This is a genomic window from Streptomyces sp. NPDC059649, from assembly GCF_042734445.1.
GTDB lineage: Bacteria > Actinomycetota > Actinomycetes > Streptomycetales > Streptomycetaceae > Streptomyces.
Genome location: NZ_JBHWDV010000079.1, coordinates 1 through 25671, shown reverse-complemented (window position 1 = coordinate 25671; position 25671 = coordinate 1). Strand labels below are relative to the sequence as shown.

Here is a 25671-nt window from a genome sequence, read left to right as displayed (position 1 = left end):
TCTGGCGTTGACTTTTGGCACGCTGTTGAGTTCTCAAGGAACGGACGCTTCCTTTGGACTCCCTCTCGGGCTTCCTCCGGGCGCTTCCCTTCGGTGTTTCACACTCTATCAGGCCTTTTCGGGCTTTCGAACCGCCGCTTTTCTGCAGACATGCAGAAGCGCTCAATTCTTGAGTCGCGATCATGACGCTGAGGAGTGCCGCCCACCTCAACCGGGCCGCAGTTCTTTGCGGCTGGCTGTCCGGGGCAGGTCTCAGACAGTACAGCTCTGCTGTGGGCGAGGCAAATCGATTCAGCGGGACTCGCGGGGTGCAAGCGGCGTCTCTCATGGGGAGCCGTCAGTTCTTATGACTTACGCTCTGAACGGTGCGCCGTCCAGGACAGGTAGTGACGGCGGCCTGATGAATCTCCACCCCTGGGAGGCTTCCCATGACCACCGTGACGTCCCCGCTCGCAGGACGCGCCATCGGACTCGCGGCCGTGCCCGACCCGGTGTTCTCCGGAGCGATGGTGGGCCCCGGTACCGCCATCGATCCCGTTCGTGAGCCGTCCGCCGCGGTCTCCCCCGTGGACGGTGTTGTCGTCTCTCTGCACCCGCACGCCTTCGTCGTCGTGGACTCCGAGGGCCACGGCGTGCTCACGCACCTCGGTATCGACACCGTTCAGCTCAACGGTGAGGGCTTCGAACTGCTCGTGAACAAGGGCGACAACGTGACCCGCGGCCAGGAGATCGTGCGCTGGGACCCCGCCGCGGTCGAGGAGGCCGGCAAGTCCCCGGTGTGCCCGGTCGTCGCGCTCGAGGCCACCGCCGACGTGCTCGGTGACGTGCGCGAGGACGGCGATGTGAAGGCCGGCGACCAGCTCTTCTCCTGGCAGTAGGCCGGGTGCCGTCGCGGACGGCAGGTACGACATCCATCGCGACGGCCCGGGCCGTCGCATCACAACCGGAGACGGGTGCAATGGAGACAACGCTGCGGGGCGTCGGGGTGAGCCACGGTGTGGCCATAGGCGAGGTGCGGCACATGGGCACGGCGGTGCTGGAGCCGCCGGCCAAGCAGATCCCGGCGGAGGAGGCGGAGCGCGAACAGGGGCGCGCCCGCCAGGCCGTCGAGGCGGTGGCCGCCGACCTGATCGCGCGCGGGAACCTGGCCGGTGGTGAGGCGCAGGCCGTGCTGGAGGCCCAGGCGCTGATGGCGCAGGACCCGGAGCTGATGGCGGACGTCGAGCGGCGGATCGCGGTGGGCAGCACTGCCGAGCGTGCGGTCTACGACGCGTTCGCGGCCTACCGGGCGCTGCTCGCCGGTGCCGGTGAGTACCTCGCGGGCCGGGTGGCCGACCTCGATGACGTGCGGAACCGTATCGTCGCGCGGCTGCTGGGCGTGCCGATGCCGGGTGTGCCGGACAGTGATGAGCCGTATGTGCTGATCGCGCGGGACCTGGCGCCGGCCGACACCGCGCTGCTGGACCCGTCGCTGGTGCTCGGTTTCGTGACCGAGGAGGGCGGGCCGACCAGTCACAGCGCGATCCTCGCGCGGGCGCTGGGGGTGCCGGCCGTCGTGGCGCTGCCGGGCGCGGGTGAGCTGGTCGAGGGCACGGTGATCGCCGTCGACGGCAGCACCGGGGAGATCTTCGTGGAGCCGAGCCCGGAGAAGCGGGCCGAGCTGGAGCGGGCCGCGGCGGAGCGGAAGGCGGCGCTGGCCGCGTCGTCCGGTCCGGGCGCCACGTCCGACGGGCACAAGGTGCCGCTGCTGGCGAACGTCGGCGGCCCGGGTGATGTGGACGCCGCGGTCGAGGCCGGGGCGGAGGGCGTCGGGCTCTTCCGTACGGAGTTCCTGTTCCTGGACGACAGCAAGCAGGCGCCGTCCGAGGAGAAGCAGGTCGAGGCGTACCGGAAGGTGCTGGAGGCCTTCCCGGAGGGGCGCGTGGTCGTGCGCGTGCTGGATGCCGGTGCCGACAAGCCGCTGGACTTCCTGACGCCGGCCGACGAGCCGAACCCGGCGCTGGGCGTGCGGGGTCTGCGTACCCTGCTCGACCACCCCGAGGTGCTGCGGACGCAGCTCTCGGCGCTGGCGAAGGCTGCCGAGGGGCTGCCGGTCTACCTCGAGGTCATGGCGCCGATGGTGGCGGACCGGATCGACGCCAAGGCGTTCGCGGATGCCTGCCGGGAGGCGGGGCTGCGGGCGAAGTTCGGGGCGATGGTGGAGATTCCGTCGGCGGCCCTGCGGGCGCGGTCGATCCTGCAGGAGGTGGAGTTCCTTTCGCTGGGGACCAATGACCTCGCGCAGTACACCTTCGCGGCTGACCGGCAGGTGGGCGCGGTGTCGCGGCTGCAGGATCCGTGGCAGCCGGCGCTGCTGGATCTCGTGGCGCTGTCGGCCGAGGCCGCGAAGGCCGAGGGCAAGAGCTGTGGTGTCTGTGGTGAGGCGGCCTCCGATCCGCTGCTGGCGTGTGTGCTGACGGGTCTCGGTGTCACCAGCCTTTCGATGGGTGCGGCGTCGCTTCCTTATGTGCGGGCGACGCTGGCCAAGCACACGTTGGCGCAGTGCGAGCGTGCGGCGGCCGCGGCGCGTGCGGCGGACACCGCCGAGGACGCACGGGCGGCGGCGCAGGCGGTGCTCTCCGGGGAGTGAGGCCGGGCGGCGCGCGGCGCCGCTGGACCCTGACGGCCGTCCCGCCCTTGTGGCGGGGCGGCCGTTCGTGTTTTCCGGTGCCGGTGTGGTGCGGTGCCCGGTGGCCGGTCAGGGGTGGCAGGCGTGGCCGGGCGGGGGTGTGACGGGCAGGCCGGCGGCGTAGCTGACGCCTGGTTCGGGTGGGACCGGTTCGCCGGTGTCGGCGTCGGTGCAGTAGGCGGTGAAGACCTCGCCGGCGGTGAGGGCGTGCGGCCAGGCGTCGCGCAGGGACCAGCCGCGGACGGTGTCGCGGGGTGTGCCGCGGGCCGGGTCGGTGGCCGGACCGCGGGCGGTGTCGTCGGGGTGGGGTGTGGTGCGGGAGACGATGCCGCCGGGGGTGCGCAGGGCGAGGCCGGCGGCGAGGACCGTGCAGAAGACCAGGGCGTCGTGTTCGGCGAGTTGGGGGCTGGCGCCGGGGCGGCAGTCGGCGTGCAGGACGGCGAGCAGGGACGGTTCGCCGGTGGCGAGGGAGCAGACGAGGTGGTGGCTGCCGTCGCCGAGGGCGTCGAGGAGGCGCTGGACGGCCTGGCCGGCGCGGGTGAAGGCGGCGTGGGCGAGGTCGGCGCCGCAGGTGTCGCAGCGGCCGGCGCGGGTGAGGAGGGCGGTGGCGTGGTCCCAGTTGGCCCGGCGGTCGGCCTCGGCGACGAGTAAGGGGAGGAGCTGGGTCAGTGGCTCGCCGTCGTAGGTGACGGTGGCGCCGGTGCGGGCCACTTCTGCGGTGTAACGGCTGCGACTGTCGGGCCGGTCGGGGTCGAGAAGGCGGTCGGTGCAGTACTGCGCGTAGGCGTCCGGGTCGAAGAGGCCGACGGTGGTGAGCACGCCCTGGGCGGCGAGGGTGCGCAGCAGGGCCTCCATCTGGCGGAGGTAGCCGGCGTGGTCGTCGAACGGGAAGCTGGCGTACCGGCGCATGGCGGTGAAGTCGCGCTCGTCGGCGAGCACGGCGGCGGCGCTGGGGATCTCGCGGCGCAGGCTGCGGCGGGCGGCGGACGGGTCGGTGGGCCGGGTGGTGGTCATGGTTCCCCCTGGGTGGTCTCGGTGTGCGGAGCGGGCGCCGGGCCGGCGGGTGCGCGGCCCGATGCTCACTCGTCACCGAGAGTAATCGGGGGGTCTGACAGCGGCGGTCCGGCGCCGGGCCCGGGGGCCGGGTCGGGGTCCCGGGTCCGGCGCTGACCGGGGGTGCTAGCGGTCGCGCTCGCGCGCCACCTGCTCGTAGAAGTGGAGGAGTTCGAGGTTGTCGACCGAGCCGGGGTTGACGGCCTTGTCGAGCGGGGTGCCCTGGAGGAGGCGTTTGACGGGGACCTCGATGCGCTTGCCGGTGAGGGTGTGCGGGACGCCGGGGGCCTCGATGATGTCGTCGGGGACGTGGCGCGGGGAGAGCTGTTCGCGGATGGTGCGCTTGATGCGGGCGCGGAGCGCGTCGTCGAGGGTGGCACCGGGGGCGAGGTGGACGAAGAGCGGCATCCAGTAGCCGCCGTCGGGGAGTTCCAGGCCGATGACGAGGGATTCGCGGATCTCGGGGAGGCGTTCGACGGCTTCGTAGATGTCGGCGGAGCCCATCCGGACGCCCTGGCGGTTGAGGGTGGAGTCGGAGCGTCCGTGGATGACGACGCTGCCGCGGGAGGTGACGGTGATCCAGTCGCCGTGCCGCCAGACGCCGGGGTACATGTCGAAGTAGCTGTCGTGGTAGCGGGTGCCGTCGGGGTCGTTCCAGAAGCGGGTGGGCATGGACGGCATGGGGTTGGTGACGACGAGTTCGCCGACCTCGTCGATGACGGGTTTGCCCTGGGGGTCCCAGGCCTGCAGGTCGGTGCCGAGGCAGGGGGCCTGGAGTTCGCCGATGTGGACCGGGAGGGTGGGGACGGCGCCGGCGAAGCAGCTGCAGACGTCGGTGCCGCCGCTGACGGAGGCGGTCCACAGGTCGGCGCCGCTCTCCGCGAAGGAGTCGTGCAGCCAGCGGAAGCCGTCCGGCGGGAGCGGGGAGCCGGTGGTGGCGACGCAGGTGACGGCGGAGAGGTCGAGGTCGCGGGCCGGGTGGATGCCGGCCTTGCGGCAGGCCATGACGTACGCGGCGGAGGTGCCGAAGACGGTGGCGCGGGTGGCCTCGGCGACCCGCCACTGGGCGGCGATGTCGGGGTGGCCGGGGCTGCCGTCGTAGAGGACGATCGTGGATCCCACCAGGAGGCCGGCGACGAGGAAGTTCCACATCATCCAGCCGGTGGAGGTGTACCAGAAGAACCGGTCGTCGGGGCCGAGGTCGCAGTGCAGGCCCGTCTGTTTGAGGTGTTCGAGGAGGATGCCGCCCTGGGACTGGACGATGGCCTTGGGCAGGCCGGTGGTGCCGGAGGAGTACAGGACCCAGAGGGGGTGGTCGAAGGGGACCTGTTCGTAGACCGGTTCGGTGTCGTTTCCGGTCAGGTCCGACCAGTTCAGGGCGCCTTCGGGGGCGGGGGTGCCGAGCAGGGGGATGTGGACGACGGCGCGCAGGGTGGGGAGTTCGGAGCGGAGTTCGGTGACGGTGTCGCGGCGGTCGTGTTCCTTGCCGCCGTAGCGGTAGCCGTCGACGGTGAACAGGACGACCGGTTCGATCTGCTGGAAGCGGTCCAGGACGCTGCGGGCGCCGAAGTCGGGGGCGCAGGAGGTCCAGACGCCGCCGACCGCCGCGGTGGCGAGCAGGGCGACGACGGCCTGCGGGACGTTGGGGAGGTAGCCGCTCACGCGGTCGCCTGGGCGGACGCCGAGGCGGCGGAGTTCGGCGGCGAGCGAGCCGACCTGGGCGCGCAGCTGCCGCCAGGTCACCGGGGTGGGCTCGTGGGTCTCGTCGACGTACAGCAGCGCGGGGTCGTCGGCGCGGGCCGGGTCCTCGCCGGCGCGCAGGGCGTGTTCGGCGTAGTTGAGGGTGGCGCCGGGGAACCAGCGGGCGCCGGGCATCGCGCGGTCGGCGAGCACGGTCTCGTACGGGGTGGTGAAGCGGACGTCGAACCAGGCGGCGACGGCGCGCCAGAAGGCGGGGAGGTCGTCGACGGACCAGCGGTGCAGGTCGGCGTAGCTCGTGGCGGGGTCGTCCGGGGTGGGGGCGGGGGCGCCGTGGTGGGTGGCGGCCCAGGTGTGGAAGCGGGTGACCTGTGCACCGGCGATCCGGTCCGGGCCCGGCTGCCAAAGGGGTTCGGGCCGGTGGGCGGAGTGCGGTGCGGTGGTCATGAGGCGGCTCCCGGGTGGTACGCGGCGTGTGCGCCGGGCGCGCACGAGGGTGGGGGTCGCCCGGCCTGACGTGTGCGCGTGACACGGCTTGTCTGGACGATGCCATGTGATCGTCTTGTGCACCAGGGCCGGCCGCCCATATTCGGGGGGTGACGGATGTGGTGTGCGCACGTGAGCGGGGGTGGGCGGGCGGATTCCGGCCATCGGGCGTCCGGCGCCCGGCCCGGGCGTGGCCGAGGGTGACCCCGTGCAGGTGAACGGCAGTTGAACGATGCCCGCCCACCCGGGCGTCAATGGCAGGCTGACCGGCATGGACGGGCGTGATCTGGTGCGATCGGTACGGGTGGTCAGGGCGGTCGGGCCGGCGCAGGGGCTCCGCTCCGTGCGCGCGGCGTGGCGGGCGCGGCGGGCGGATGCGGTGGCACTCCCGGCGCGCGCGCCGGAACGGGCGCGGGTGCCGGGGGCGGCCACGGGGGCGGATCCGCAGCCGGGCGGTGGGGTGATCCATTTCGCGCGCTCGTCACTGCGGGTGCGGGTGGCGACCGGTGGTGCGGTGTTCTGCGGCTGGGACGGTGCCGGGCCGGAGCCGTCGTACGCGCTGGCCGGGGCGTGTCCGGAGGTGGACGCGCGGGCGGTGCTGGAGCCCGATACGGAGGGCGGCTGGCGGGTGGTGTCGGAGCGGGTGATGGTGGTGGTGTCCCGGCACGGCGCGGTGGAGGTGCGTACGCCCGGTGGGGCGGTGCTGCGGCGGGAGCTGCCGCCGCGCTGGTGGGACCGTGCGGCGGGCCCGGACGGGGCGGGTGAGCGGGCCGGGCGGCCGGAGGGCGGCGAGGGGTCGCGGTGGGTGCAGCGTTCGGAGGTGGCGGCCGATGCCCGGTTCTTCGGGCTGGGCGGCCGGGCGCACGGGCCGCGGCTGCGGGACGGCGCCTACCGGTTGTGGAACACCGATCCCGGCGGGGCGTTCGTGCCGGGGGACGATCCGCTGTCGCTGACGATGCCGGTGCAGTTGGTGGTGGCGGACGCCGGGACGCATCTGGTCTTTCATGACAATTCATGGGACGGCCGGGTGCTGTTGCGCGAGGGGACGGAGGGTGCCGGTTCCGGGCACGACCGGCCGGGCACGTGTGAGCTGCGGATGGACGGCGGACCGCTGCGCTACTGGGTGCTGGCCGGGACCCCGGCCCGGGTGCTGCAGATGTGGACGGCGCTGACCGGTGCGCCCGCGCTGCCGCCCCGGTGGGCGCTGGGGTACCAGCACGCCCGTTGGGGGTTCGGCGGCCAGGACGAGGTGCGCCGGATCGTGGCCGGCTACAAGGAGCGGGAGCTTCCGCTGTCGGCCGTCCATCTGGACATCGACCACTTCGACCGGCACCGGGTCTTCACCGTGGACCGTGCGCGCTATCCCGATCTGCCGGGTCTGGCACGGGAGTTGCGGGCCGAGGGGGTGCGACTGGTGTCGATCGTGGACCCGGCGGTGAAGACGGAGCCGGGGGACGCGGTCTACGAGGGCGGGGCGGCGGCCGATGCCTTCGTACGGGACGCGCGGGGGCGCGAGGTGCGCGGGGTGGTGTGGCCGGGTGAGTCGGTGTACCCGGATTTCACCGATGCGCGGGTGCGCAAGTGGTGGGGTGCGCTGTACGCGGAGCGGCTGGCGCAGGGGTTCTCGGGGTTCTGGCACGACATGAACGAGCCGGTGTCGTTCGCGCCGTTCGGGGAGCAGACGCTGCCGCGTTCGACCCGGCACGCGCTGGAGGGGCGGGGCGGGGACCACCGGGAGGCGCACAACGTCTACGGGCTGGCGATGGCCCGGGCGGGTTTCGAGGGGTTGTGTGAACTGCGGCCCGACGAGCGGCCGTTCCTGTTCTCGCGGGCCGGCTGGGCGGGGCTCCAGAGGTACGGGGGCACCTGGTCGGGGGATGTCGCGACGGGCTGGGAGGGGCTGCGGGCGTCGCTGTCGCTCGTGCTGGGGCTGGGGCTGTGCGGGGTGCCGTACAGCGGCCCGGACGTCGGCGGGTTCTCCGGGACGCCGTCGCCCGAGCTGTATCTGCGCTGGTTCCAACTGGGCTCCTTCCTGCCGCTGTTCCGGACGCATTCGGCGGTCTGGGCGGGCCGCAGGGAGCCGTGGGAGTTCGGCATAGCCGTGCTGGGGCACGCCCGGGAGGCGCTGCGGGAGCGGCAGCGGCTGCTGCCGTACTTCGTGACGCTGGGGCAGTTGGCGCGGCTGGCGGGGGCGCCGTATGTGCGCCCGGTGTGGTGGAGTTCGCCGCGGGACCGGGCGCTGCGGGACTGCGGGGACGCCTTTCTGCTGGGGGACGCGCTGCTGGTGGCGCCGGTGCTGCAGGCGGGGGTGACCCGGCGGGCGGTGCGGCTGCCGCGCGGGCGGTGGTACGACACCGCGACCGGGCGGGCGTACGAGGGTCCCGGGCAGGTGTGGGTGGACGCGCCGCTGTCGCGGATCCCGGTGCTGGCGCGGGCGGGGGCGGTGCTGCCGGTGGCGGACGGGGACGGCGGGACGGAGCTGGAGGTGTGGGCGCCGGCGGCCGGCCGGGAGGGCGGCGGGCTGGTGGTGCCGGACGCCGGGGACGGCTGGCAACGGCCGACGGTGGAGCGGTTCGTGACGCGGCGGGAGGCGGACGGCCGGGTGGTCGTGGAGCGGCGGGACGGGGGCGCGGTGGGCTATCGCGTACGGGTGCGGGGGCTGGCGGAGGAGGTTCCGGCGGGGGCGGACGGGTAGCGGGCGAGGGTGGTTGGCCCTCCTGGCCGGAGCTGCGGGTCGGTGGTCGGGGGCTTCCGTGGGGCCGCCGCGCCTGGTAGACGGGGGCCATGCCGAGAAAGAGACTCGCTGCCGCGCTGCGCGGCGCCGCCACCGTCGCCGCTGCCGCCGCCCTGCTGACCGTCACCGCGCTCTCCCCCGCCGCGGCGGCACCGGCCGCCCGGCCCGCCCCGCCGGTGGCGGCGCCGGCCCACGAGCCCAAGGCCCCAGAGGAGTTCGTGGCCCTGCGGGACGTCGATCCCACCATCCTCCAGGAGATGCGCTACTTCACCCCGCACAACTTCATGGGCGTTCCGGTGACCGGCTATCGGGCGCCGGTGTGCCTGCTGACCCGGGACGCGGCGCGGGCGCTGCACCGGGCGCAGCGCTCGTTCCTGCGCCGCGGCTACTCCCTCAAGGTCTACGACTGCTACCGGCCGCAGCGCGCCGTGAACCACTTCGTGGCGTGGGCCGAGGACCTCGGTGACCAGCGGATGAAGGGCGAGTTCTATCCGCGGGTCGACAAGTCGACGCTGTTCCGGGACGGCTATATCGCCGAGAAGTCCGGCCACAGCCGGGGCAGTACCGTGGATCTGACGCTGGTGCGGCTGCCCGCGCTGCCGACCCGGCCGTATGTGCCGGGCGAGCCGCTGACGCCCTGTTACGGGCCGCGGGAGGCCCGTTTCCCGGACAACTCCCTCGACATGGGGACCGGGTTCGACTGCTTCGACACCCTGGCGCACACCCTCGACCCGCGGATCACGGGCCTGCAGCGGGCGAACCGGCTGCTGCTCAAGGATGGTCTGGAGCGGGCGGGGTTCGTCAACTACGCGGCCGAGTGGTGGCACTACACCTTCACCCCGGAGACGTTCCCGGACACCTACTTCGACTTCCCGGTGTCCCGCCGGTCGCTGACCGGGCACCGGCCGCACGGCTGACCAGGGAGGGCGCGGCCGGGCGGGGCGTTCAGGAACCGTCCCGGCCCGGGCGCAGCAGCGCCGGGTGCAGCAGGGCGGCGTCACCCGCGCGGTAGAGCCGGGCACGCGGGCCGCCGCGGGATCCTCCGCGGGCCGCGGTGGCGCCGGTGGGCTCGACGAACCCGGGGGCCGAGAGCACCTTGCGGTGGAAGTTCCCGGCGTGCAGCGGGCTGCCCCAGACGGCCTCGTAGACGCCGCGGAGTTCGGCGATGGTGAATTCCTCGCCGAGGAAGGCGGTGGCCAGCGGGGTGTACTCGATCTTGGCGCGGGCCCGGTCCAGGCCGTCGGCGACGATCCGGGCGTGGTCGAAGGCGAGCGGCAGCCGGTCCGGTGCGTCCGGGCCCGGCGCGGGGCCGTCGGGGGTCCGGGGCACGGAATCACCCCCGTCGATCCCGTGCCCCGGACCCTGTTCTGAGGGACGCGGTCGGGCCGCGTCCGGTTCGCCGGACGTCCGTGCCGTACGGCCCCGGTCCACGGCCGCGCTCCCCCGGGCCGGCGCCCGGTCCGTACGGCCGTCCTGGCGCGCGCCGAGGTCGAGCCGGGAGACCGGGATCCAGGCGGCGGCGGTCGCGTCGCCGCCGCCCCGGGCCTCGGGGAGGTCGGGGGCGAAGGCGAGGTAGGCGACGGTGACGACCGGCATCCGTGGATCGCGGGCCGGTTCGCCGTACGAGCCGAGCTGTTCGAGGTGGACGCGTTCCAGTTGGGCGGCGTCCAGGCCGGTTTCCTCGGCGAGTTCGCGGGCCGCGGCCGCGTCGAGGGACTCCTGGCCGGCGCGGACGAAGCCGCCGGGCAGGGCCCAGGCCCCGCGGAAGGGGCGGCCGCCGCGTTCGACGAGCAGGACGTGCAGCGCGCCGCCGCGCAGGGTGAGCGCGACGATGTCGACGGTCACGGCGATGGCGGGGAAGTCCCGCGGGTCGTAGGCGGCGAGGAACGCGCCGTCGTCGCTGCCGTCCGCGCCAACTGCCGTGGTGCGCCGCGCCTTTGCGGTCATGGCCGGCACCTCCTCACGGTCGCCTGTTGTTCTCACCCCGAGTCTTTCTCGGAGCGAGAAGAACATAGCAACCGGCCGTGGGCCCGGTCCAGTGCGTTTCGGCGTACCGCGCCCGGTCGAACGCCGTGTGTGCGTCGCGGGGGCGGTGATCCGTACGCTCCGGAAGGATGCGTGAACAGTGCGTTAATCACACCTCGGGGTGGTGCGTTGCGGGGCATGCTGCTGCCCGTGCCTGCGTGGACGGACCAGCTTCGCTTCGCCTTCCAGCCCGTGGTGAACCTCTCGACCGGTTCGGTCGCGGCGCTGGAGTTACTCGCCCGGCCCGAGCCTGGTGGGGTCGACGTCCTGACGTCCGCGCGGCGCTGTCCGGACCTGGACGCCGAACTGGCCGCGCTCGCGGTGCGGACGGCGACGCGCCAGGAGACCCTGCTGCCGCTGCACATCAACGTCTTCGCCGGCACGGTCGCCGAGCTGCCCCGGCTGACGTCGCTGACCAAGGCCGTGCACGAAGCGGGCCGGCGCCCGTGGGAGATCACCTTGGACATCGGCGGGCCGTTCGTCCACGTTCCGGGTGCGGCGCTGCTGGAGTCGGTGGCGGTGCTGCGCGACGAGGGCTTCCGGATCTGCGCGGACGGGGTCGGGGACGGCGATCTGCCGCTGCGGCTGCTCGGCGCGCTCGCACCGGACCTGATCAAGCTCGATGCGTCGCTGTGTGCGGGGCTCGACGCCGACCGGGGGCGGCAGGCGGTGGTGGCCGCGATGCGGGAGCTGTGCGAGCGGACCGGCGGGCTGCTGGCCATCGAGGGGGTGGAGACCGAGCGGCAGTACGCGGCGGTCCGGGACGCCGGGGTGCAGCTGGCGCAGGGCCATCTGTTCGCGCCGCCGGCGCGGCGGCCGGCCACCGACGTGTATCTGCCGCCCCCGGTGTCGCCGGTGGTGAGCGGGCCGACCGCGGCGCCGTACCGCCCGCCGTCCGGGCCGCCGGTGGCGCAGTTCCTGCAGCCGGCCGCGCTGTTGCCGATGACGGCGTCGGCGGGCGCGGTGCGCAGCCATCTCACCGGTTTCCCCGAGGTGTCGGGGGTGCTGCTGGTGGACACCGACGGGGTGCCGGTCCGGGCGATCGACCGGGGCCGGTTCCTGCTGTCGCTGTCCGGGCGGTACGGGCACGCGCTGTACGCGGACCGGCCGGCGCTGCGGCTGGCGGACCGGCCGCGGACGGTCGGTGCGGACGCCACCGCCTGGGAGGTGCTCGACGTGATCGCGGAGGGCGACCGGGCCCGTACCGGGGACGATGTGGCGGTGGTGGACGAGAGGGGCCGGTGCATGGGCGTGGTGCATCTCGCCGACATCCTGCGGGCGTTGGCGGAGAGCCGGGTGGAGGAGGCGGCCCGGCTCAATCCGCTGACCCGGCTGCCCGGTTCGGACGAGGTCAACGCGGAGGTTGACCGGCGGATCGCCGAGGGGCGGGCGTTCGCCCTGAGCTGGCTGGACGTGGACGGTTTCAAGCAGGTCAACGACGGTGCCGGGTTCGCGGCGGGCGATGAGCTGATCCGTTCGGTGGGGCGGACGCTGGCCGGGGTCGCGGCGGACGAGCCGTGCTGCCGGGTGGGCCACATCGGCGGTGACGACTTCCTGGTGCTGGCGGAACCGGACGGGCTGGCGCCGTTCGCGGCCGCGCTGCTGGACGTGGTCTGGGAGGCGGGCGGGCGGCCGGTGACGCTGTCGCTGGCGACGGTGGTGTGCCCGCCCGGCAGCGTCGGCGGGCACCACGAGGCCGCGGCGGCGCTCGCCCCGCTGAAGAAGGAGGCCAAGGCGCTGCCGGGGCCGAGCTGGGTGGTGGGCCGGCCGGGTTCGGCGTATACGGAGGTGCGCCGGGGTGTGGTGGCCCGGGTGCCGGGTCCGGCCGGGCCGGAGGGGCTGCGGGCGCGGCGCTGACGCCCCTCACGGAGGCCGCCGCTCCCCTCAACGGGCGCTGTTGTGGGCGACCTTGACGGTCCCTCAGCCCGGGTGAACACTTCCCCGTGCCAGTCGGCGCCGCCTTACTCAGGCACCCCGGCCGGGTGGCAGCGGCTGCCCGCTGCCCGCCGGTGGCACGCACCCGACCGCGGAGGACCGGGGGACGTCCCCGGGCCAGGGACAAGGAGCCGCCATGTATGCCAATGGGGACATCGTCGTCGGTGAAGTGATCGGTACCGCGATCCTGATTCTCTTCGGTGCGGGGGTGTGCGCCGCGGTCACCCTGCACCATTCCAAGGCGCGGGGCGCCGGCTGGATCGTGATCGCCTTCGGCTGGGGCATGGGCGTACTGGCCGGGGCGTACACCGCGGCGCCGCTGTCGGGCGGGCACCTCAACCCGGCGGTGACGGTCGGTTCGGCGGTCGCGGGCGGGACGCCGTGGTCGAAGGTGCCGCTGTACGTCCTGGCGCAGATGGTGGGCGCGGCGCTCGGGGCGGTGCTGGCCTGGGCGCTGTACTACGCCCAGTTCGCCGCGAACGCCGACCGGGAGACGGCACAGCCGACGCTGGGGGTCTTCTCCACCGCCCCGGAGATCCGCAGGCCGGCGGCCAATCTCGTCACCGAGGTCATCGCCACCGTCGGCCTGGTCCTGCCGCTGCTGTTCTTCGGCCAGAACAAGGGCATCGGGATCGGCCAGGTGCCCGGCGCGCGGGCCGGGGTGTACGGCTCGGGCATCAACGTGCTGCTGGTGGCGCTGCTGGTGGTCGGCATCGGGCTGTCGCTGGGCGGGCCGACCGGTTATGCGATCAACCCGGCGCGGGACCTCGGCCCGCGGCTGGTGCACGCCCTGCTGCCGATACCCAACAAGGGGTCGTCGGACTGGGGTTACGCCTGGATACCGGTGGCCGGGCCGCTGATCGGCGCGGTGCTCTCCGGACTGGTCTACCAGGCGGCATTCTGACCGGTGCGGCCGCACGAAGGCGGGCGCACCACGGGTGCGACCCGGGTACCCACTCGGAGCCAGGAGGCCTGACGGCATGAACCAGCACACCGAGAAGTACGTCGCCGCGATCGATCAGGGCACCACGTCGAGCCGCTGCATCATCTTCGACCACGACGGGTCGATCGTCGCCGTGGACCAGCGCGAGCACCGGCAGATCTTCCCCCGGCCCGGCTGGGTGGAGCACGATGCGACGGAGATCTGGACGAAGGTGCAGTCCGTGGTGGCGGGTGCGCTGACCAAGGCGGGGCTGCGCGCCGACCAGCTCAGCGCGCTGGGCATCACCAACCAGCGGGAGACCACGGTGCTGTGGGACCGGGCCACCGGCCGGCCGGTGCACCACGCGATCGTCTGGCAGGACACCCGGACCTCACAGCTGTGCGCGGAACTGGGCGGCACGGACGGCCAGGACCGCTTCCGCGAGGCCACCGGTCTGCCGCTGGCGAGTTACTTCTCCGGGCCGAAGGCGGCCTGGCTGCTGGACGAGGTGCCGGGCCTGCGGGCGCGTGCCGAGCGCGGCGAGATCGCGTTCGGCACCATCGACTCCTGGCTGATCTGGAACCTGACCGGCGGTGTCGACGGCGGGGTGCACGTCACGGACGTGACCAACGCGGGCCGCACGATGCTGATGAACCTCGAAACACTGCAGTGGGATCCGGCGATCCTCTCGGCGATGAACGTGCCCGCCGCGATGCTGCCGGAGATCCGGTCGTCGGCGGAGGTGTACGGCTCCGCGGTGGGCCAGCTCCAGGGGGTGCCGGTGGCGTCCGCGCTGGGCGACCAGCAGGCGGCGGTCTTCGGGCAGACCTGTTACGGCGTCGGCGAGGCCAAGAACACCTATGGCACCGGTTCGTTCCTGCTGCTGAACACCGGCAACCGTCCGGTCCCGTCCAAGAGCGGGCTGCTGACGACCATGGGCTACCAGCTGGGCGGTGAGGACCCGGTCTACTGTCTGGAGGGTTCCATCGCCATCACGGGCGCGCTGGTGCAGTGGTTCCGTGACCAGCTCGGCATCATCTCCTCGGCGGAGGAGATCGAGCCGCTGGCGGCGAGCGTCCCGGACAACGGCGGGGCGTACATCGTGCCGGCGTTCTCCGGTCTCTTCGCGCCGTATTGGCGCTCCGACGCCCGCGGGGTGATCACCGGGCTGACCGGTTACGTCACCAAGGCTCATCTGGCCCGCGCCGTCCTGGAGGCGACCAGCTGGCAGACCCGGGAGGTGGTGGACGCGATGTTCCAGGACTCCGGGGTGCGGATCACGCAGTTGAAGGTGGACGGCGGGATGACCGCCAACAAGCTGCTGATGCAGCATCAGGCCGATGTGCTGGGCGTCCCGGTGATCCGGCCGGTGATCTCGGAGACCACCTGTCTGGGCGCGGCGTACGCGGCCGGTCTGGCCACCGGTGTCTGGGAGGACCTGGACGAGCTGCGCAGCCACTGGAAGCGCGACACGGAGTGGGTGCCGCGGATGGACGGTGCGGTCCGGGACCGCGAGTACGCCAACTGGCGGCGGGCGGTGGAGCGGAGCTTCGGCTGGCTGGCCGAGGACGGCACGGCGGCCTCGTAGCGGCGGGCGGCGGACGTACGGCCCGTGTCCCGGACGGCGGGATGCGGGCCGTACCCGTGCGGCTGCTCCGTCGGTCAGCGCAGTGCGGGCTCCGGGCGCCGGCCGCCGGTCCGCATCGCGTGCTCGACGACGGCGACCAGGACGTCCCGCGCCGAGTCCCGTACCCGGGCGTCGCAGAGCATCACCGGCACGTCGGGGTCGAGGTCCAGGGCGTCGCGGACCGCCTCGGGCGGGTAGCGGTCGGCGCCGTCGAAGCAGTTGACGGCGACGGTGAAGGGCAGCCCGCGGCGCTCGAAGTAGTCGATCGCGGAGAAGCTGTCGGCGAGCCGGCGGGTGTCGGCGAGCACCACCGCGCCCAGTGCGCCGCGGGCGAGTTCGTCCCAGAGGAACCAGAAGCGGTCCTGTCCGGGGGTGCCGAAGAGGTAGAGGATCAGGCCGTCGTGGACGGTGATCCGCCCGAAGTCCATGGCGACGGTGGTGGTGTTCTTGGTCTCCACCCCGTGGAGGTCGTCGACCGGGCGGCCGGCCTCGGTCAGCCGCTCCTCGGTGCGCAGCGGTTTGATCTCGCTGACCGCGCCGACCAGTGTCGTCTTGCCGACCCCGAAGCCCCCCGCCACCAGGATCTTGAGCGTCACCGGGTCGGCGGCGGCGGTCTGCTGACGACGAACGGAACGCCCGAAGACCATAGGTATCTTCTCCTGATGTGCCGGGTGTGCGGGCGGTGCTCGCGTCTGTGCCCCCGGGCGTGGTGGGGAGCGGGCAGCAGGCGCACAGGCACCGTACAACGTGCTCGGCGCGGCGCCTACTTGAGATCCGTCACGCTTGGGACACGGCCGCCGGCGCGGTCGTTCAGCGCGGGGCGAGGGTCTCCGGCCGGTCGAGGAGGCCCAGCAGGCCCACATAACCGGCCTCGATGAAGGCGCAGAGCTCCTCCTCGGTGCCGTGTTCCGCCATCTGCCAGGTGATGGCGGCCTCTTCGGCGAAGGCCATCCAGGCGCGGGTGGCGACCTCCAGCCGCGGGGCCTGGGGCACGCCGAGCCGCCGCTGACCGTCGCGGACCCGGCGGGCGACCGTGGCGCGGGTCCCGTCGACGATGTCGGCGACCGCGGGGTGGCTGCCCGCCGCGCCGCGTACGAGGGCGAGGTAGACCTGACGGTGTTCCAGGACGTAGGCCACGAAGCCGGCGATGAAGGCGCGCATCCAGGCGACCGGTTCCAGGCCGGCGTCCGGTTCGGTCGCGGCGGTGAAGCGTTCGCACGCGGCGCGGACCACGGCGCGGTAGAAGTCGCGCTTGGAGTCGAAGTAGTGGAAGAGCAGCCCGCGGGAGATGCCGGCGCGCCGGGCGACCTCGTCGGTGGACAGTTCGTCCAGGGACCGGTCGGCGAGCATCTCCAGCCCGATGCCGACCAGTTGCTCCCGGCGCTGGTCGGGGGTGAGTCGGGTGCCTCGCTTGCCGGCCATGCCCGCAGTGTACGGCGGTGCCGCGGGCCGGGTCCGGGAGCCCGCGGCGGCCCGAAGCCGGTGGTCAGGCGTGCCGGGCGAGGTGGTCCAGGATCGGGGGTGTGACGAGCCCGGGGACCTCTTCGGGGAGCCAGTGGCTGGCGCCCTCCAGGACCTCGAAGCGGTACGGGCCGTCCACCCACTCCCCCGTCGACTCGGCCGCGCCCCGGCCCAGGGCGACGTCCTCGCTGCCCCACAGGAAGAGGGTGGGCACGGTGATCCGGCCGGCCGGTACCGAGATGACGGACTCGGGGGCGCGGTACCAGTTGAGGGTGGCGGTGAGCGCGCCCGGTGCGGAGAGCCGGCGGATGTTGCCGTCGACGAGGGCCGCGGGGACCTTGCCGCCGTAGGCGGCGCGCAGCCGGGCCGCGTCGTCGGCGAGCAGGGCCGCCTCCGCGGCGCCGTCGTCCCGGCGGAAGAAGCGGACGTAGTCGAGCCGGTGGTGCTGGGTGGGGTCCTCGGCGGCGGCGCGGTTGAGGGCCTCCGGGTGCGGGGTGGCCAGCACGCTCAGGGACTTCAGCCGCTCGGGGTGGGCGCCGGCCAGCGCCCAGGCGACCATGCCGCCCCAGTCGTGGGAGACCAGGTGGAAGCGGTCGGCGCCCTGGGAGTCGGCGAAGGCGAGGGCGTCGGCGACGAGTTCGGGGACGGCGTAGTCGGCGATCCGGGGCGGGCGGGCGCCGGGGGCGTAGCCGCGCTGGTCGACGGCGACGGCCCGGTAGCCGGCCGCGCCGAGGGCGGGCAGCACCTCGCTCCAGGAGTCGGCGAACTCCGGCCAGCCGTGCAGCAGCAGGACGAGGTCCCCGTCGGCGGGCCCGGAGGCCAGGGCGTCGTGGGTGTGCGGGCCGACCTGGATCTCCAGGCGTTCGAAGGGGGCCGGGGTGGCGTCGGTGGCCATGGCGGTGCCTCTCGTCCGGTGGCGGCCGGCTGCGGTGGCGGCCGAGCGCGGCTGCGGTGACAACGGAACAACTGATCACCGAGCCTAGCCCGCTGTTGACCATTGCTCAACAAGGACCTGCGGGGCCCGGCGGGCCGGGCGTAGGGTGAGAAGGCGGACGCGAGCCGCATGCGGAGCGGAGTGCGCGATGAACCGACGCCGCGGCGCCGCCGGACCGTCGCCCGAGGACCTGCTGGGACTCCTCGGCCGGCTCACCGGCCAGGTCATGGAACGGATCAAGCTGCAGCAGGCACGGGTGGCGCTGGCCGTGGAGCTGCAGCGGCACATGCTCCCGCCGGAACTCCCGGGCCTGCCGGGACTGACCACCGCGGCCCGCTACGTCCCGGCACAGACCGGGCTGGACATCGGCGGGGACTGGTACGACGCCTTCGCCCTGCCGGACGGCTCGCTCGGCTTCGTCATCGGCGACGTCCAGGGCCACGACGTGGAGGCCGCCGCCTTCATGGGCCAGGTCCGTACCGGCCTGCGGGCCGTCGCGGGCGCCACCACCGACCCCGGCGACGTCCTGGAACGGGCCAACAACCTGCTGCTGTCGATGAGCTCCGACCTCCTGGCGACCTGCACCTTCCTGCGCTTCGAACCGATCTGCGGCGAGCTCACCGGCGCCCGGGCCGGGCATCTCCCCGCGATCTGGGGCACCGCCGCCGGTGCGGAGGTGCTCGCCGACCCGGGCGGGCTGCCGCTGGGCGTCTTCCCCGACCAGCGCTATCCGGTCACCCGCCGCCGGCTGGACCGGCCCGGGGCGTTCGTCCTGTTCACCGATGGGGTGGTGGAGGGCCCCAGCTTTCCCATCGAGCAGGGGCTGGCCCGGGTGACCGGCATCGTCGGGGCGGCGTACGAGGCCGCGGCCGACGACCTCGCCGCCCAGGTGGTCGCGGTGGCCGATCTGACGGGGCACACCGACGACGCCGCCGTACTGGTGCTCCGTCACGACGGCGGTCCCTACGGGTAGGCGGGCGCGGTGGACGGGCGGACGCCGAACGGATCCGGCAGCGTGGCCGGCCGGATGCGCGCGGCCGCACGGGAGCACCGGATGCTCGCCGTGCAGATCCTGGCCACCGCCGGGTGCTACTACGGCGGTGCCCAGCTCGGTCTGCTGCAGGAACTGGTCCGCGGGCAGGTCACCCCGCTGTGGCCGCCGACCGGGATCGCCCTGACCGCGCTGCTGCTGTGCGGGCCGCGGGTGTGGCCGGGAATCGCCCTGGGCGCGTTCCTGGTCAATGTGTCGCTGGGGCCGTCGTTCCTCGTGGTGTGCGCCATCGTGGCGGGCAACACGCTCGGCCCGCTGCTCTCCCACCGGCTGCTGCGCCGGGTGGGTTTCCGCACCCGGATGGACCGGCTGCGGGACGCGGTGGCGCTGGTGGGCCTCGGCGCCCTGACCGGGATGCTGGTGAGCGCCACCGTCGGCAGCGGGGCCCTGGTCCTCTCCGGGGCGCTGACCGGCGCGGACTTCTGGCCCACCTGGGCGGTGTGGTGGACCGGCGACGCGATGGGGGTGCTGGTGGTCACGCCGGTGCTGCTGCTGCTCAGTACGGTCCGGTGGCCGCCCCGGGGCCACTTCCGGCCCTACCGGTGGGCGGAGGCGGTGCTGCTGGGCGTCTGCACGGTCGCCGTCACCGAACTGGCCGTGAGCAGCTCGATGAATCTGCTCTTCCTCGTCTCGCCGTGCCTGATCTGGGCCGCGTTCCGCTTCGAGCGGGCCGGCGCGGCGCCGTGCGCACTGCTGGTCTCGACGGTGGCGATCGTGGCCGCCGCCGAGCGCTCGGGACCGTTCGCGCACCACGACCTGTTCACGAACATGGTCACCCTGCAGGCGTTCAACGGGATCACCGCGCTGACCGCGCTGCTGCTCGCCGCGGTCGTGACCGAGCGGCACACCACCCACCGGCAGATCCAGCAGGTGGTCGCCCAGCTGACCGAGGCGCTCGCACGGCTGGAGCCGGGCCGGGCCGCTGAGCAGTGGCCGCCGCCGCGCCACACGGAGCGGGACGACGACGGCGGCGGCTGACGCGCCGGCCGGTCACAGCGCGCGCAGACCGTCGATCACCTCGCGCAGTACCTTCTCGTCCGGCAGTTCGGCCGGCGGCACCGGCCGGCTGACCCGGACCAGGCCGTCGTCGAGCAGATCGCCGATCAGCACCCGGACGACCCCGACCGGCAGATCGAGCTCGGCCGCCAGTTCGGCGACCGACAGCGGCGCCTCCCGGCACCGCTCGACGATCTCGACGTGCTCCGGCGACAGCGTCTGGTCCTCGACCGTCTTCGTCGCGCGGCTCTCGGCGATCACCTGCGCGATCAGGTCGAGGTGCTCCTCCGCGGCGGTACGGGTGCGCCCGCGGGTCATGGCGTACGGCCGGACGACGGGACCCGCTTCGTCGTCGAACCAGCGGGCCGCCTCCCGGTCGCGCGCCCCCCGGCCGCCCTGATCGCTCATGCTGTCACCGTCGTCCGGCTCAGCTGGCCGGACCGGACCGGGCCGCGGTGCCCAGGTGCGTGCCCACGCGCTTGACCAGCAGCGTCATCTCGTAGGCGATCAGCCCGACGTCGGAGTCCGCGTCGGCCAGGACGGCCAGACAGCTGCCGTCGCCGGCGGCGCTGACGAACAGGAACGCCTCGTCCAGTTCGACCATGGTCTGGCGCACCTGTCCGGCGCCGAAGTGCCGGCCGACGCCCTTGGCGAGGCTGTGGAAGCCGGAGGCGACCGCGGCCAGGTGCTCGCCGTCCTCCCGCGTGAGGTCCTTCGAGGCGCCGGTGGCGAGCCCGTCGCTGGAGAGGACGAGTGCCTTGCGGATCGCGCCGACCCGCTCGACCAGGTCGTCCAGGAGCCAGTTCAGCTCGCCGGATCCCTTCGCCGAGCCCGGTGTGGTGAACGCTGCTGCCTGCGGTTCGGTCATGGACCGTCCCCTCCCGATGTGGTTCCTGGTGGTGCTGCGGTGCCCGGGTTGGTGCCGTCCTGCGGGGCACCGTCCGGGACATCCGGGTCTGTGGCGTCCGCGGCGGCCGGTGTCGCGCCCGGCTGGTCCGCGGTCGGATGCGGAGGTGTGCGGTCCGCGCGGGCCGCGTCGTCCTCGCCGTGGTCACCGTGCTCGCGGCGGCCGCGCTGCCAGCCGCGCTGGAGCGAGGACATCCGGGCGCGTACCGCCTCGGCGTCGCGGTCGTCGTCCGCGGACGGCGGGGCCGGCCGCTCCGGTCCGGGCCGGCCGCCTTCGTCGGCCTTGAGCTGCGGGGCGAGGCTGGCCTGCCGCACCCGGCGGGGCAGCCCGGTGGACGTGCGGGCCGGGGGTGTCTCGCGGGGCCGGGCGGCGTCGCCGGAGCCGTCCGCGGAGTCCTCGGCGGAGCCCCTGGCGGCGGACCGCTCGTCCCGGTCGCGGTGACCGTCGCGGTCCCCGTCCCGGTCGCGGTCCCGCTCGCGCTCCCGGTCGTCGACCGTTCTGCCGTGGTCGCAGACCAGCACCGGCGGGCGGTGGCGGCGCGGCAGCGGGGCGAGCCCGCCGCCGGGTGCCTGGTCGCGGGTCTGCTGGTGCTGCTCGCCGTCGGGGACCGGCGGTACGGGGGCGATACCGGCCCGCGGTCCGCGGTCCCGGCCCCGGCGCGGGCCGCCGAACAGGGCGTCCTCGTCGTCGAGCGGAGCACGCTCGTCCGGGGCCAGCGGCGGTTCCAGTTCGACCGGCCCGTCGACGACGCCCCGCCGGTCCCTCGGGGGGAGCGGTACCGGCACCTGTGAGAGGGCGGCCAACTTGCCCGCCGCGTGGTCGAGTTCGTCGTCCACCGGGGCGCCGGCCAGCGGTCCGGCGCCCTCCCGGTCGCCGTCCGAGGCCTCCCCGGTCTCCGTGAGGATCGCACCGGGGAGGAAGACCACGGCCGTGGTGCCGCCGTACGGCGAGGGTTGCAGGGTGACCCGTACGTCCTGGCGCTGGGCGAGCCGGCTGACCACGAACAGGCCGAGCCGGTCGGTGTCGGAGAGCTCGAACTCGGGGGTCTCGGCGAGCCGGAGGTTGGCCTGCAGCAGCTGGTCGGGGGGCATGCCCAGACCGCGGTCGTGGATCTCCAGGGTGTAGCCGTTGGCGACCCGCTCGCCGAGCACCTGGACGGCGGTGTGCGGCGGCGAGAAGACGGTGGCGTTCTCCAGGAGTTCGGCTATCAGGTGGGTGAGGTCGGAGACGGCCGGGCCGTCCACGGCGAGCCGGGGCAGCCGGCGCACCTCGATGCGCTCGTAGTCCTCCACCTCGGCGACCGCCGCGCGCACCACGTCCATCAGCTGGATCGGTTTGCGCCACTGCCGGGAGGGTGCCGCGCCGGAGAGGATGACCAGGCCCTCGGCGTGCCGTCGCATACGGGTGGTCATGTGGTCGAGCCGGAAGAGGTCGGCGAGTTCTTCGGTGTCCTCGGTGCGCCGCTCCATGGCGTCCAGCAGCGTCAGCTGGCGGTGCAGCAGCACCTGGCTGCGGCGGGCGAGGTTGACGAACACCTCGGAGACCCCGCGGCGCATCTCGGCCTGTTTGACGGCGGCCTCGATGGCGGCCCGCTGGAGGGTGTTGAGGGCCTGCCCGACCTGACCCGTTTCGTCCGGGCCGAATTCGAGCCGGGGCGCCTCGGTCTCCACGTCGACGTGTTCCCCGGCGGCCAGCCGGCGCATCACGCTCGGCAGCCGTACGCCGGAGACCTCGTGGGCGGTCTTGCGCAGCCGGGTCAGGTCCCGGACGTGCCGGCGGCCGATGCGGAAGGAGACGATGACCGAGACCAGCAGCGCGATGAAACCGAGGACGCCGGCGGCGACGGCCTTGAGCACGATGCTGGTGGCGGCCGGCGCGACCCGCTCCTGGTAGCGCGCGCCGGCTTCCTTGCCCATCCTGGCGAGGTCGGCGAGGGCCTTCTCGGCGGTGGTGTTCCAGCGTTCGGGGTTGACCGCCCGCGGCCCGGCCCGGTCGCCGGCGGCGATCACCCGGTCCTCGTAGGAGGTGAGTTCGCGGGCGGTGGCGGAGCGCCAGTAGTCCTCGTAGAGGCCGCGGTCCCTGGCGGGCAGCAGGGGCAGGCTGGTGCCGTAGAGGACCCGGCGCTCGGCGACCCGGTCGGACAGCTCGCGCACCTCGCGCCGGCTCATGCTGCCGGAGGCGAGCACCGCGGACATCAGGGCGTCCTCGCGTGCCAGGGCCTCGCGGGCGCGGGTGACGTTGACCAGGGCGCGGCCCTGCTTGTCCATCTCGACGTTGTCCAGGGCGTGGAGCGCGGCGAGGAAGTCGTAGCCGGGGTCGATCAGGCCGTCGTAGGACTCCATGGCCTCGTCGCGGGTGACGGTGTTGTCCTCGACCTGGGTGCGCAGCGTGCGGAGCGAGGACAGGCCCTTGAGGAGGGTGGTCATCCGGTCGCCGACGCCGGCGTTGAGGTCCTCGCGGACGTCGCGGCCGGCGGCGTCGGCGCGCAGCCGGGCGACCAGGCCGTCGGTGACCCGGGTCCGGCCGTGCAGCTCGCTGAGCGCGTTGGCGCCGCGGCGGTCGGCGAGGTAGAGCAGGCTCTGCCGGCGCTCCTGCTGCAGGGCCTGGATGACGTCCTCGACGGGGTAGCCCAGGTTCTTGACGACGTTGCCGACGTCCAGCAGCTGGTTGGCCGAGCGTCCGGTGACGTAGGTGGTGACCGCCCACATCGTCGTCAGGGACACCAGCGGTACCAGCAGCAACGCCACGATCTTCCGGCGGACCGACTTCCCGCGAAAGCGCATGGCCTCCCCTACGACAACCCCGGCGCACGGGGACGGTGTTCCGTCAACAAACGGCGCGAGCCTACTACTCTCGGGTGACCAACCCGAAGGGCTCTCAGGGCCCCGGTGCCGTGGCCCGCGGCGGGCTCGTCATGAGTTGTCCGCCGATTCCCGGACAACCCACCCGCAATTGGGGGCCGGGAGCACGCACCGGCATCGGAGGGTGTGGCGGGACGGTTGGCCGGTTTTGCTCTACCCCGGGGAACCCCGCGGTGCTTCCGTGCGTGCACCATGAGGGTGGACGGGTCCGGCGGCAGGGAATCCTTCCGGTGAAACCGGGCACTCGGCAAGGAGCGGACGCGCGGGCGGAATGCGGGGAGTGTGACGCGGTCATGGACACCGGTAGACGGCCGTTGTGGCAGGAGGACCCGGCGGCCCGGCCCCGGATGGCGGAACCGGTGCGGACCGCCGCGGTGCGCGCCGTCATCATCGTGGCGGTCACCCTGATTCTGGCCATGGTGGCGTTCCTGTGCACGCTGGCGGGGTCCTGGCTGGCGTTCCCCGCGGTGCTCGGCACGGTCGCCGGCACGGTGGTCGCCACCTGGGCGGTGCTGGACGTGTGGGTGACCCGTCAGGTCTGGGTGCAGCGCCACGGCGTGCAGTCGCAGCCGAGCAGTACGGCCCGGGAGCTGCGGCGCGAGCGGCGGCAGGCGCGCCGGCAGCAGCGGCGGGAGTCCCGGCGGGAGCCCGCGCCGGCGGACCGCGCGGCCGCCTGAGCGACCGCGCGGCGCGGCCGGCGCCGCGGGGCCGTTACGCCACCGCCTCTTCCCTGACCGCGGGCCGGACGTGGATCATCCCGTCGATGACGCCGACCTCGTGGGTGCGTACCGGGCGGCGGGCCGGCAGACAGGTCGGGGCGCCGGTGCGCAGGTCGAACAGCGCGGCGTGCAGCGGGCATTCGACGTAGGCACCCTCGGCCCAGCCCTCGGAGAGCGAGGCGTCCTGGTGGCTGCAGGTGTCGTCGACGGCGTAGAAACCGTCCTCGGTGTGGAAGACCGCGATGGCCGGTGTGGTCTCGTCGATCTCGATCCGTACGGACCCGCCCTCGGGCAGGTCCTCGATGCGGCAGACGGGAATCATCTGGCCCCCCTCGCGCTGATCGGTATCATGTGTTCTGAATAACGCATCGCAGAGCGCGATGCGCAACAGAATCCAAGGCGTGGAGCAGGCCGTCAAGGGCTTCTCGGAAGATGTCCTCGCACGGCCGCTCGGGGGCCACCGGGTGGTGAACGAAGACCCATGTCGAATACGAGCGGGACCTCGGACGACCGGTCCGAGGAGCGGCGCGGCGGGGCGGGTTCCGTCCAGTCCGTGGACCGTGCGGTGAGCGTGCTGGAGATCCTGGCCAGGCTGGGCGAGGCCGGGGTCACCGAGATCTCCGAGGAGCTGGGCGTCCACAAGTCGACCGCCTTCCGGATCCTCGGGGTGCTGGAGGGCCGCGGACTCGTGGAGCAGGAGAAGGAACGCGGCAAGTACTACCTCGGGGCCGGGGTGCTGCGGCTGGCCGGCGCCGCGGCGATCCGGCTGGACATCTCTCAGGAGGGCCAGCCGGTGTGCCGGGCGCTGGCCGACGACACCGGGGAGACCGCCAACATCGCGGTGCTGGACGGCGATGCGGCGGTCAACATCATGCAGGCCAGGGGCGCGGCCGCGGTGACCGCGTACAACTGGCTGGGCCGGCGCACCCCGTTGCACGCCACCGCGAGCGGCAAGGTACTGCTGGCGCATCTGCCGCGGGAGCGCCGGGAGAGCCTGGTGACCCGGAAGCTGCCGCGCTTCACCGAGCACACGCTCACCACCGCGGCCGCCCTGCGCGCACAGCTGACGGCCGCGCGGGAGGACGGATTCGCCTGCACCGGCGAGGAGTTGGAGATCGGGCTGAACGCGGTGGCGGCACCGGTGCGGGCGCACGACGGCGCGGTGATCGGCGCGATCGGCGTCTCCGGACCGGCGTACCGGATGGAACGCCGGCTGCTGCCGGAGCTGGCCGAGCGGTCCGTGAAGGCGGCCGTCGAACTCTCCCGCCGCATGGGCTACGCGGGGTGAAATTGCGGCGCCCCGCGCGCCTCACGCTTTGCGGCGCCGCCCACGTACCTGGCTGTCCCGCCGCGGGTGTTGGTCGCCGTTGCGCTTTGCGGCGCCGCCCACGTACCTGTCTGCGGCGCCGCGGGGCGTCTCGCCGTTGCGCGCGTTGCGGCGCCCCGTACGTACCTTGCCGTCCCGCCGCGGGGCGTCTCGTCGTTGCGCCTGCGGCGGGCTGGGTGGTGTTGGGTGCGGTGACGGTCCTCCGGGGCCGGGTGTGTGGGGGGGTTATCGTTTAATAAAAACAAACAGACCCGCCCGCGCCGGCCA

Annotated in this window: 21 protein-coding genes; 11 read left to right on the top strand and 10 right to left on the bottom strand. The window is 73.7% G+C overall.

Going from position 1 to position 25671, the window contains the following annotated elements; all coding sequences use genetic code 11:
* The first annotated feature begins 428 nt into the window (after window positions 1-428).
* Window positions 429-878, top strand: coding sequence for a PTS glucose transporter subunit IIA (locus ACFV1J_RS37895; RefSeq protein WP_385866090.1), 450 nt, complete (start codon window positions 429-431; stop codon window positions 876-878).
* An 80-nt stretch (window positions 879-958) separates the two neighbouring features.
* Window positions 959-2629: a phosphoenolpyruvate--protein phosphotransferase gene (gene ptsP, locus ACFV1J_RS37890; protein WP_385866088.1), complete on the top strand. Its 1671-nt coding sequence runs from the start codon at window positions 959-961 to the stop codon at window positions 2627-2629.
* Between the two features lie 108 nt (window positions 2630-2737).
* On the opposite strand, the gene ACFV1J_RS37885 is transcribed toward ptsP, so the two are convergent.
* Both ACFV1J_RS37885 and ACFV1J_RS37880 read right to left on the bottom strand, forming a co-directional pair.
* Complete coding sequence (locus ACFV1J_RS37885; RefSeq protein WP_385866086.1) at window positions 2738-3682, bottom strand: hypothetical protein; 945 nt, start codon at window positions 3680-3682, stop codon at window positions 2738-2740.
* A gap of 165 nt (window positions 3683-3847) precedes the next feature.
* Window positions 3848-5866, bottom strand: coding sequence for an acetoacetate--CoA ligase (locus ACFV1J_RS37880; protein WP_385866083.1), 2019 nt, complete (start codon window positions 5864-5866; stop codon window positions 3848-3850).
* Window positions 5867-6176: 310 nt separating this feature from the next.
* Between ACFV1J_RS37880 and ACFV1J_RS37875 the strand changes: the two genes are divergently transcribed.
* Entirely contained in the window at window positions 6177-8600 is a 2424-nt protein-coding gene (locus ACFV1J_RS37875) for a glycoside hydrolase family 31 protein (RefSeq protein ID WP_385866082.1), read from the top strand.
* Between the two features lie 89 nt (window positions 8601-8689).
* Complete coding sequence (locus tag ACFV1J_RS37870) at window positions 8690-9556, top strand: M15 family metallopeptidase (protein ID WP_385866080.1); 867 nt, start codon at window positions 8690-8692, stop codon at window positions 9554-9556.
* Between the two features lie 28 nt (window positions 9557-9584).
* On the opposite strand, the gene ACFV1J_RS37865 is transcribed toward ACFV1J_RS37870, so the two are convergent.
* On the bottom strand, window positions 9585-10586 hold the full coding sequence (locus ACFV1J_RS37865; protein WP_385866078.1) for an NUDIX domain-containing protein: 1002 nt from the start codon (window positions 10584-10586) through the stop codon (window positions 9585-9587).
* Between the two features lie 228 nt (window positions 10587-10814).
* Between ACFV1J_RS37865 and ACFV1J_RS37860 the strand changes: the two genes are divergently transcribed.
* The 3 genes from ACFV1J_RS37860 (at window position 10815) to glpK (ending at window position 15109) form a co-directional block, all read left to right on the top strand.
* On the top strand, window positions 10815-12521 hold the full coding sequence (locus ACFV1J_RS37860; protein ID WP_385866077.1) for an EAL domain-containing protein: 1707 nt from the start codon (window positions 10815-10817) through the stop codon (window positions 12519-12521).
* A gap of 214 nt (window positions 12522-12735) precedes the next feature.
* Entirely contained in the window at window positions 12736-13503 is a 768-nt protein-coding gene (locus ACFV1J_RS37855) for an MIP/aquaporin family protein (protein WP_385866075.1), read from the top strand.
* A 76-nt stretch (window positions 13504-13579) separates the two neighbouring features.
* Window positions 13580-15109 carry a glycerol kinase GlpK gene (gene glpK / locus ACFV1J_RS37850; protein WP_385866073.1) on the top strand — a complete coding sequence of 510 codons (1530 nt, stop codon included), beginning with the start codon at window positions 13580-13582 and terminating at the stop codon, window positions 15107-15109.
* A 74-nt stretch (window positions 15110-15183) separates the two neighbouring features.
* Here glpK and ACFV1J_RS37845 read toward each other — a convergent pair whose 3' ends face one another.
* The 3 genes from ACFV1J_RS37845 to ACFV1J_RS37835 all read right to left on the bottom strand — a co-directional run bounded on the left by ACFV1J_RS37845 (window position 15184) and on the right by ACFV1J_RS37835 (window position 17504).
* Window positions 15184-15795 (bottom strand): ATP/GTP-binding protein, encoded by a 612-nt coding sequence (locus ACFV1J_RS37845; protein WP_385866071.1) that lies wholly within the window; start codon window positions 15793-15795, stop codon window positions 15184-15186.
* Between the two features lie 163 nt (window positions 15796-15958).
* Complete coding sequence (locus ACFV1J_RS37840; RefSeq protein ID WP_385866069.1) at window positions 15959-16570, bottom strand: TetR/AcrR family transcriptional regulator; 612 nt, start codon at window positions 16568-16570, stop codon at window positions 15959-15961.
* A gap of 64 nt (window positions 16571-16634) precedes the next feature.
* Complete coding sequence (locus tag ACFV1J_RS37835) at window positions 16635-17504, bottom strand: alpha/beta fold hydrolase (protein ID WP_385866068.1); 870 nt, start codon at window positions 17502-17504, stop codon at window positions 16635-16637.
* Window positions 17505-17691: 187 nt separating this feature from the next.
* Between ACFV1J_RS37835 and ACFV1J_RS37830 the strand changes: the two genes are divergently transcribed.
* Window positions 17692-18516 (top strand): PP2C family protein-serine/threonine phosphatase, encoded by an 825-nt coding sequence (locus ACFV1J_RS37830; protein WP_385866066.1) that lies wholly within the window; start codon window positions 17692-17694, stop codon window positions 18514-18516.
* 54 nt (window positions 18517-18570) lie between these two features.
* Window positions 18571-19572 (top strand): MASE1 domain-containing protein, encoded by a 1002-nt coding sequence (locus ACFV1J_RS37825; RefSeq protein ID WP_385866092.1) that lies wholly within the window; start codon window positions 18571-18573, stop codon window positions 19570-19572.
* Between the two features lie 12 nt (window positions 19573-19584).
* On the opposite strand, the gene ACFV1J_RS37820 is transcribed toward ACFV1J_RS37825, so the two are convergent.
* Genes ACFV1J_RS37820 through ACFV1J_RS37810 form a run of 3 tightly spaced genes read right to left on the bottom strand, consistent with a single transcriptional unit; the run spans window position 19585 to window position 23280 of the window.
* A complete protein-coding gene (locus ACFV1J_RS37820; protein ID WP_385866064.1) occupies window positions 19585-19998 on the bottom strand; it encodes a DUF742 domain-containing protein in 414 nt (137 codons plus the stop codon).
* Window positions 19999-20017: 19 nt separating this feature from the next.
* Window positions 20018-20458 (bottom strand): roadblock/LC7 domain-containing protein, encoded by a 441-nt coding sequence (locus ACFV1J_RS37815; RefSeq protein WP_385866062.1) that lies wholly within the window; start codon window positions 20456-20458, stop codon window positions 20018-20020.
* Window positions 20455-23280 carry a nitrate- and nitrite sensing domain-containing protein gene (locus tag ACFV1J_RS37810; protein ID WP_385866061.1) on the bottom strand — a complete coding sequence of 942 codons (2826 nt, stop codon included), beginning with the start codon at window positions 23278-23280 and terminating at the stop codon, window positions 20455-20457. Before ACFV1J_RS37810 ends, ACFV1J_RS37815 begins: the two co-directional genes overlap by 4 nt.
* A gap of 371 nt (window positions 23281-23651) precedes the next feature.
* Between ACFV1J_RS37810 and ACFV1J_RS37805 the strand changes: the two genes are divergently transcribed.
* Window positions 23652-24035 (top strand): hypothetical protein, encoded by a 384-nt coding sequence (locus ACFV1J_RS37805; RefSeq protein ID WP_385866059.1) that lies wholly within the window; start codon window positions 23652-23654, stop codon window positions 24033-24035.
* A 34-nt stretch (window positions 24036-24069) separates the two neighbouring features.
* Here the strand turns inward: ACFV1J_RS37805 and ACFV1J_RS37800 are convergent, their stop codons facing one another.
* Window positions 24070-24399 carry a bifunctional 3-phenylpropionate/cinnamic acid dioxygenase ferredoxin subunit gene (locus tag ACFV1J_RS37800; RefSeq protein WP_385866058.1) on the bottom strand — a complete coding sequence of 110 codons (330 nt, stop codon included), beginning with the start codon at window positions 24397-24399 and terminating at the stop codon, window positions 24070-24072.
* 159 nt (window positions 24400-24558) lie between these two features.
* On the opposite strand from ACFV1J_RS37800, the gene ACFV1J_RS37795 reads away from it, so the two are divergent.
* Window positions 24559-25365 (top strand): IclR family transcriptional regulator, encoded by an 807-nt coding sequence (locus ACFV1J_RS37795; RefSeq protein WP_385866057.1) that lies wholly within the window; start codon window positions 24559-24561, stop codon window positions 25363-25365.
* Window positions 25366-25671: the final 306 nt, after the last annotated feature.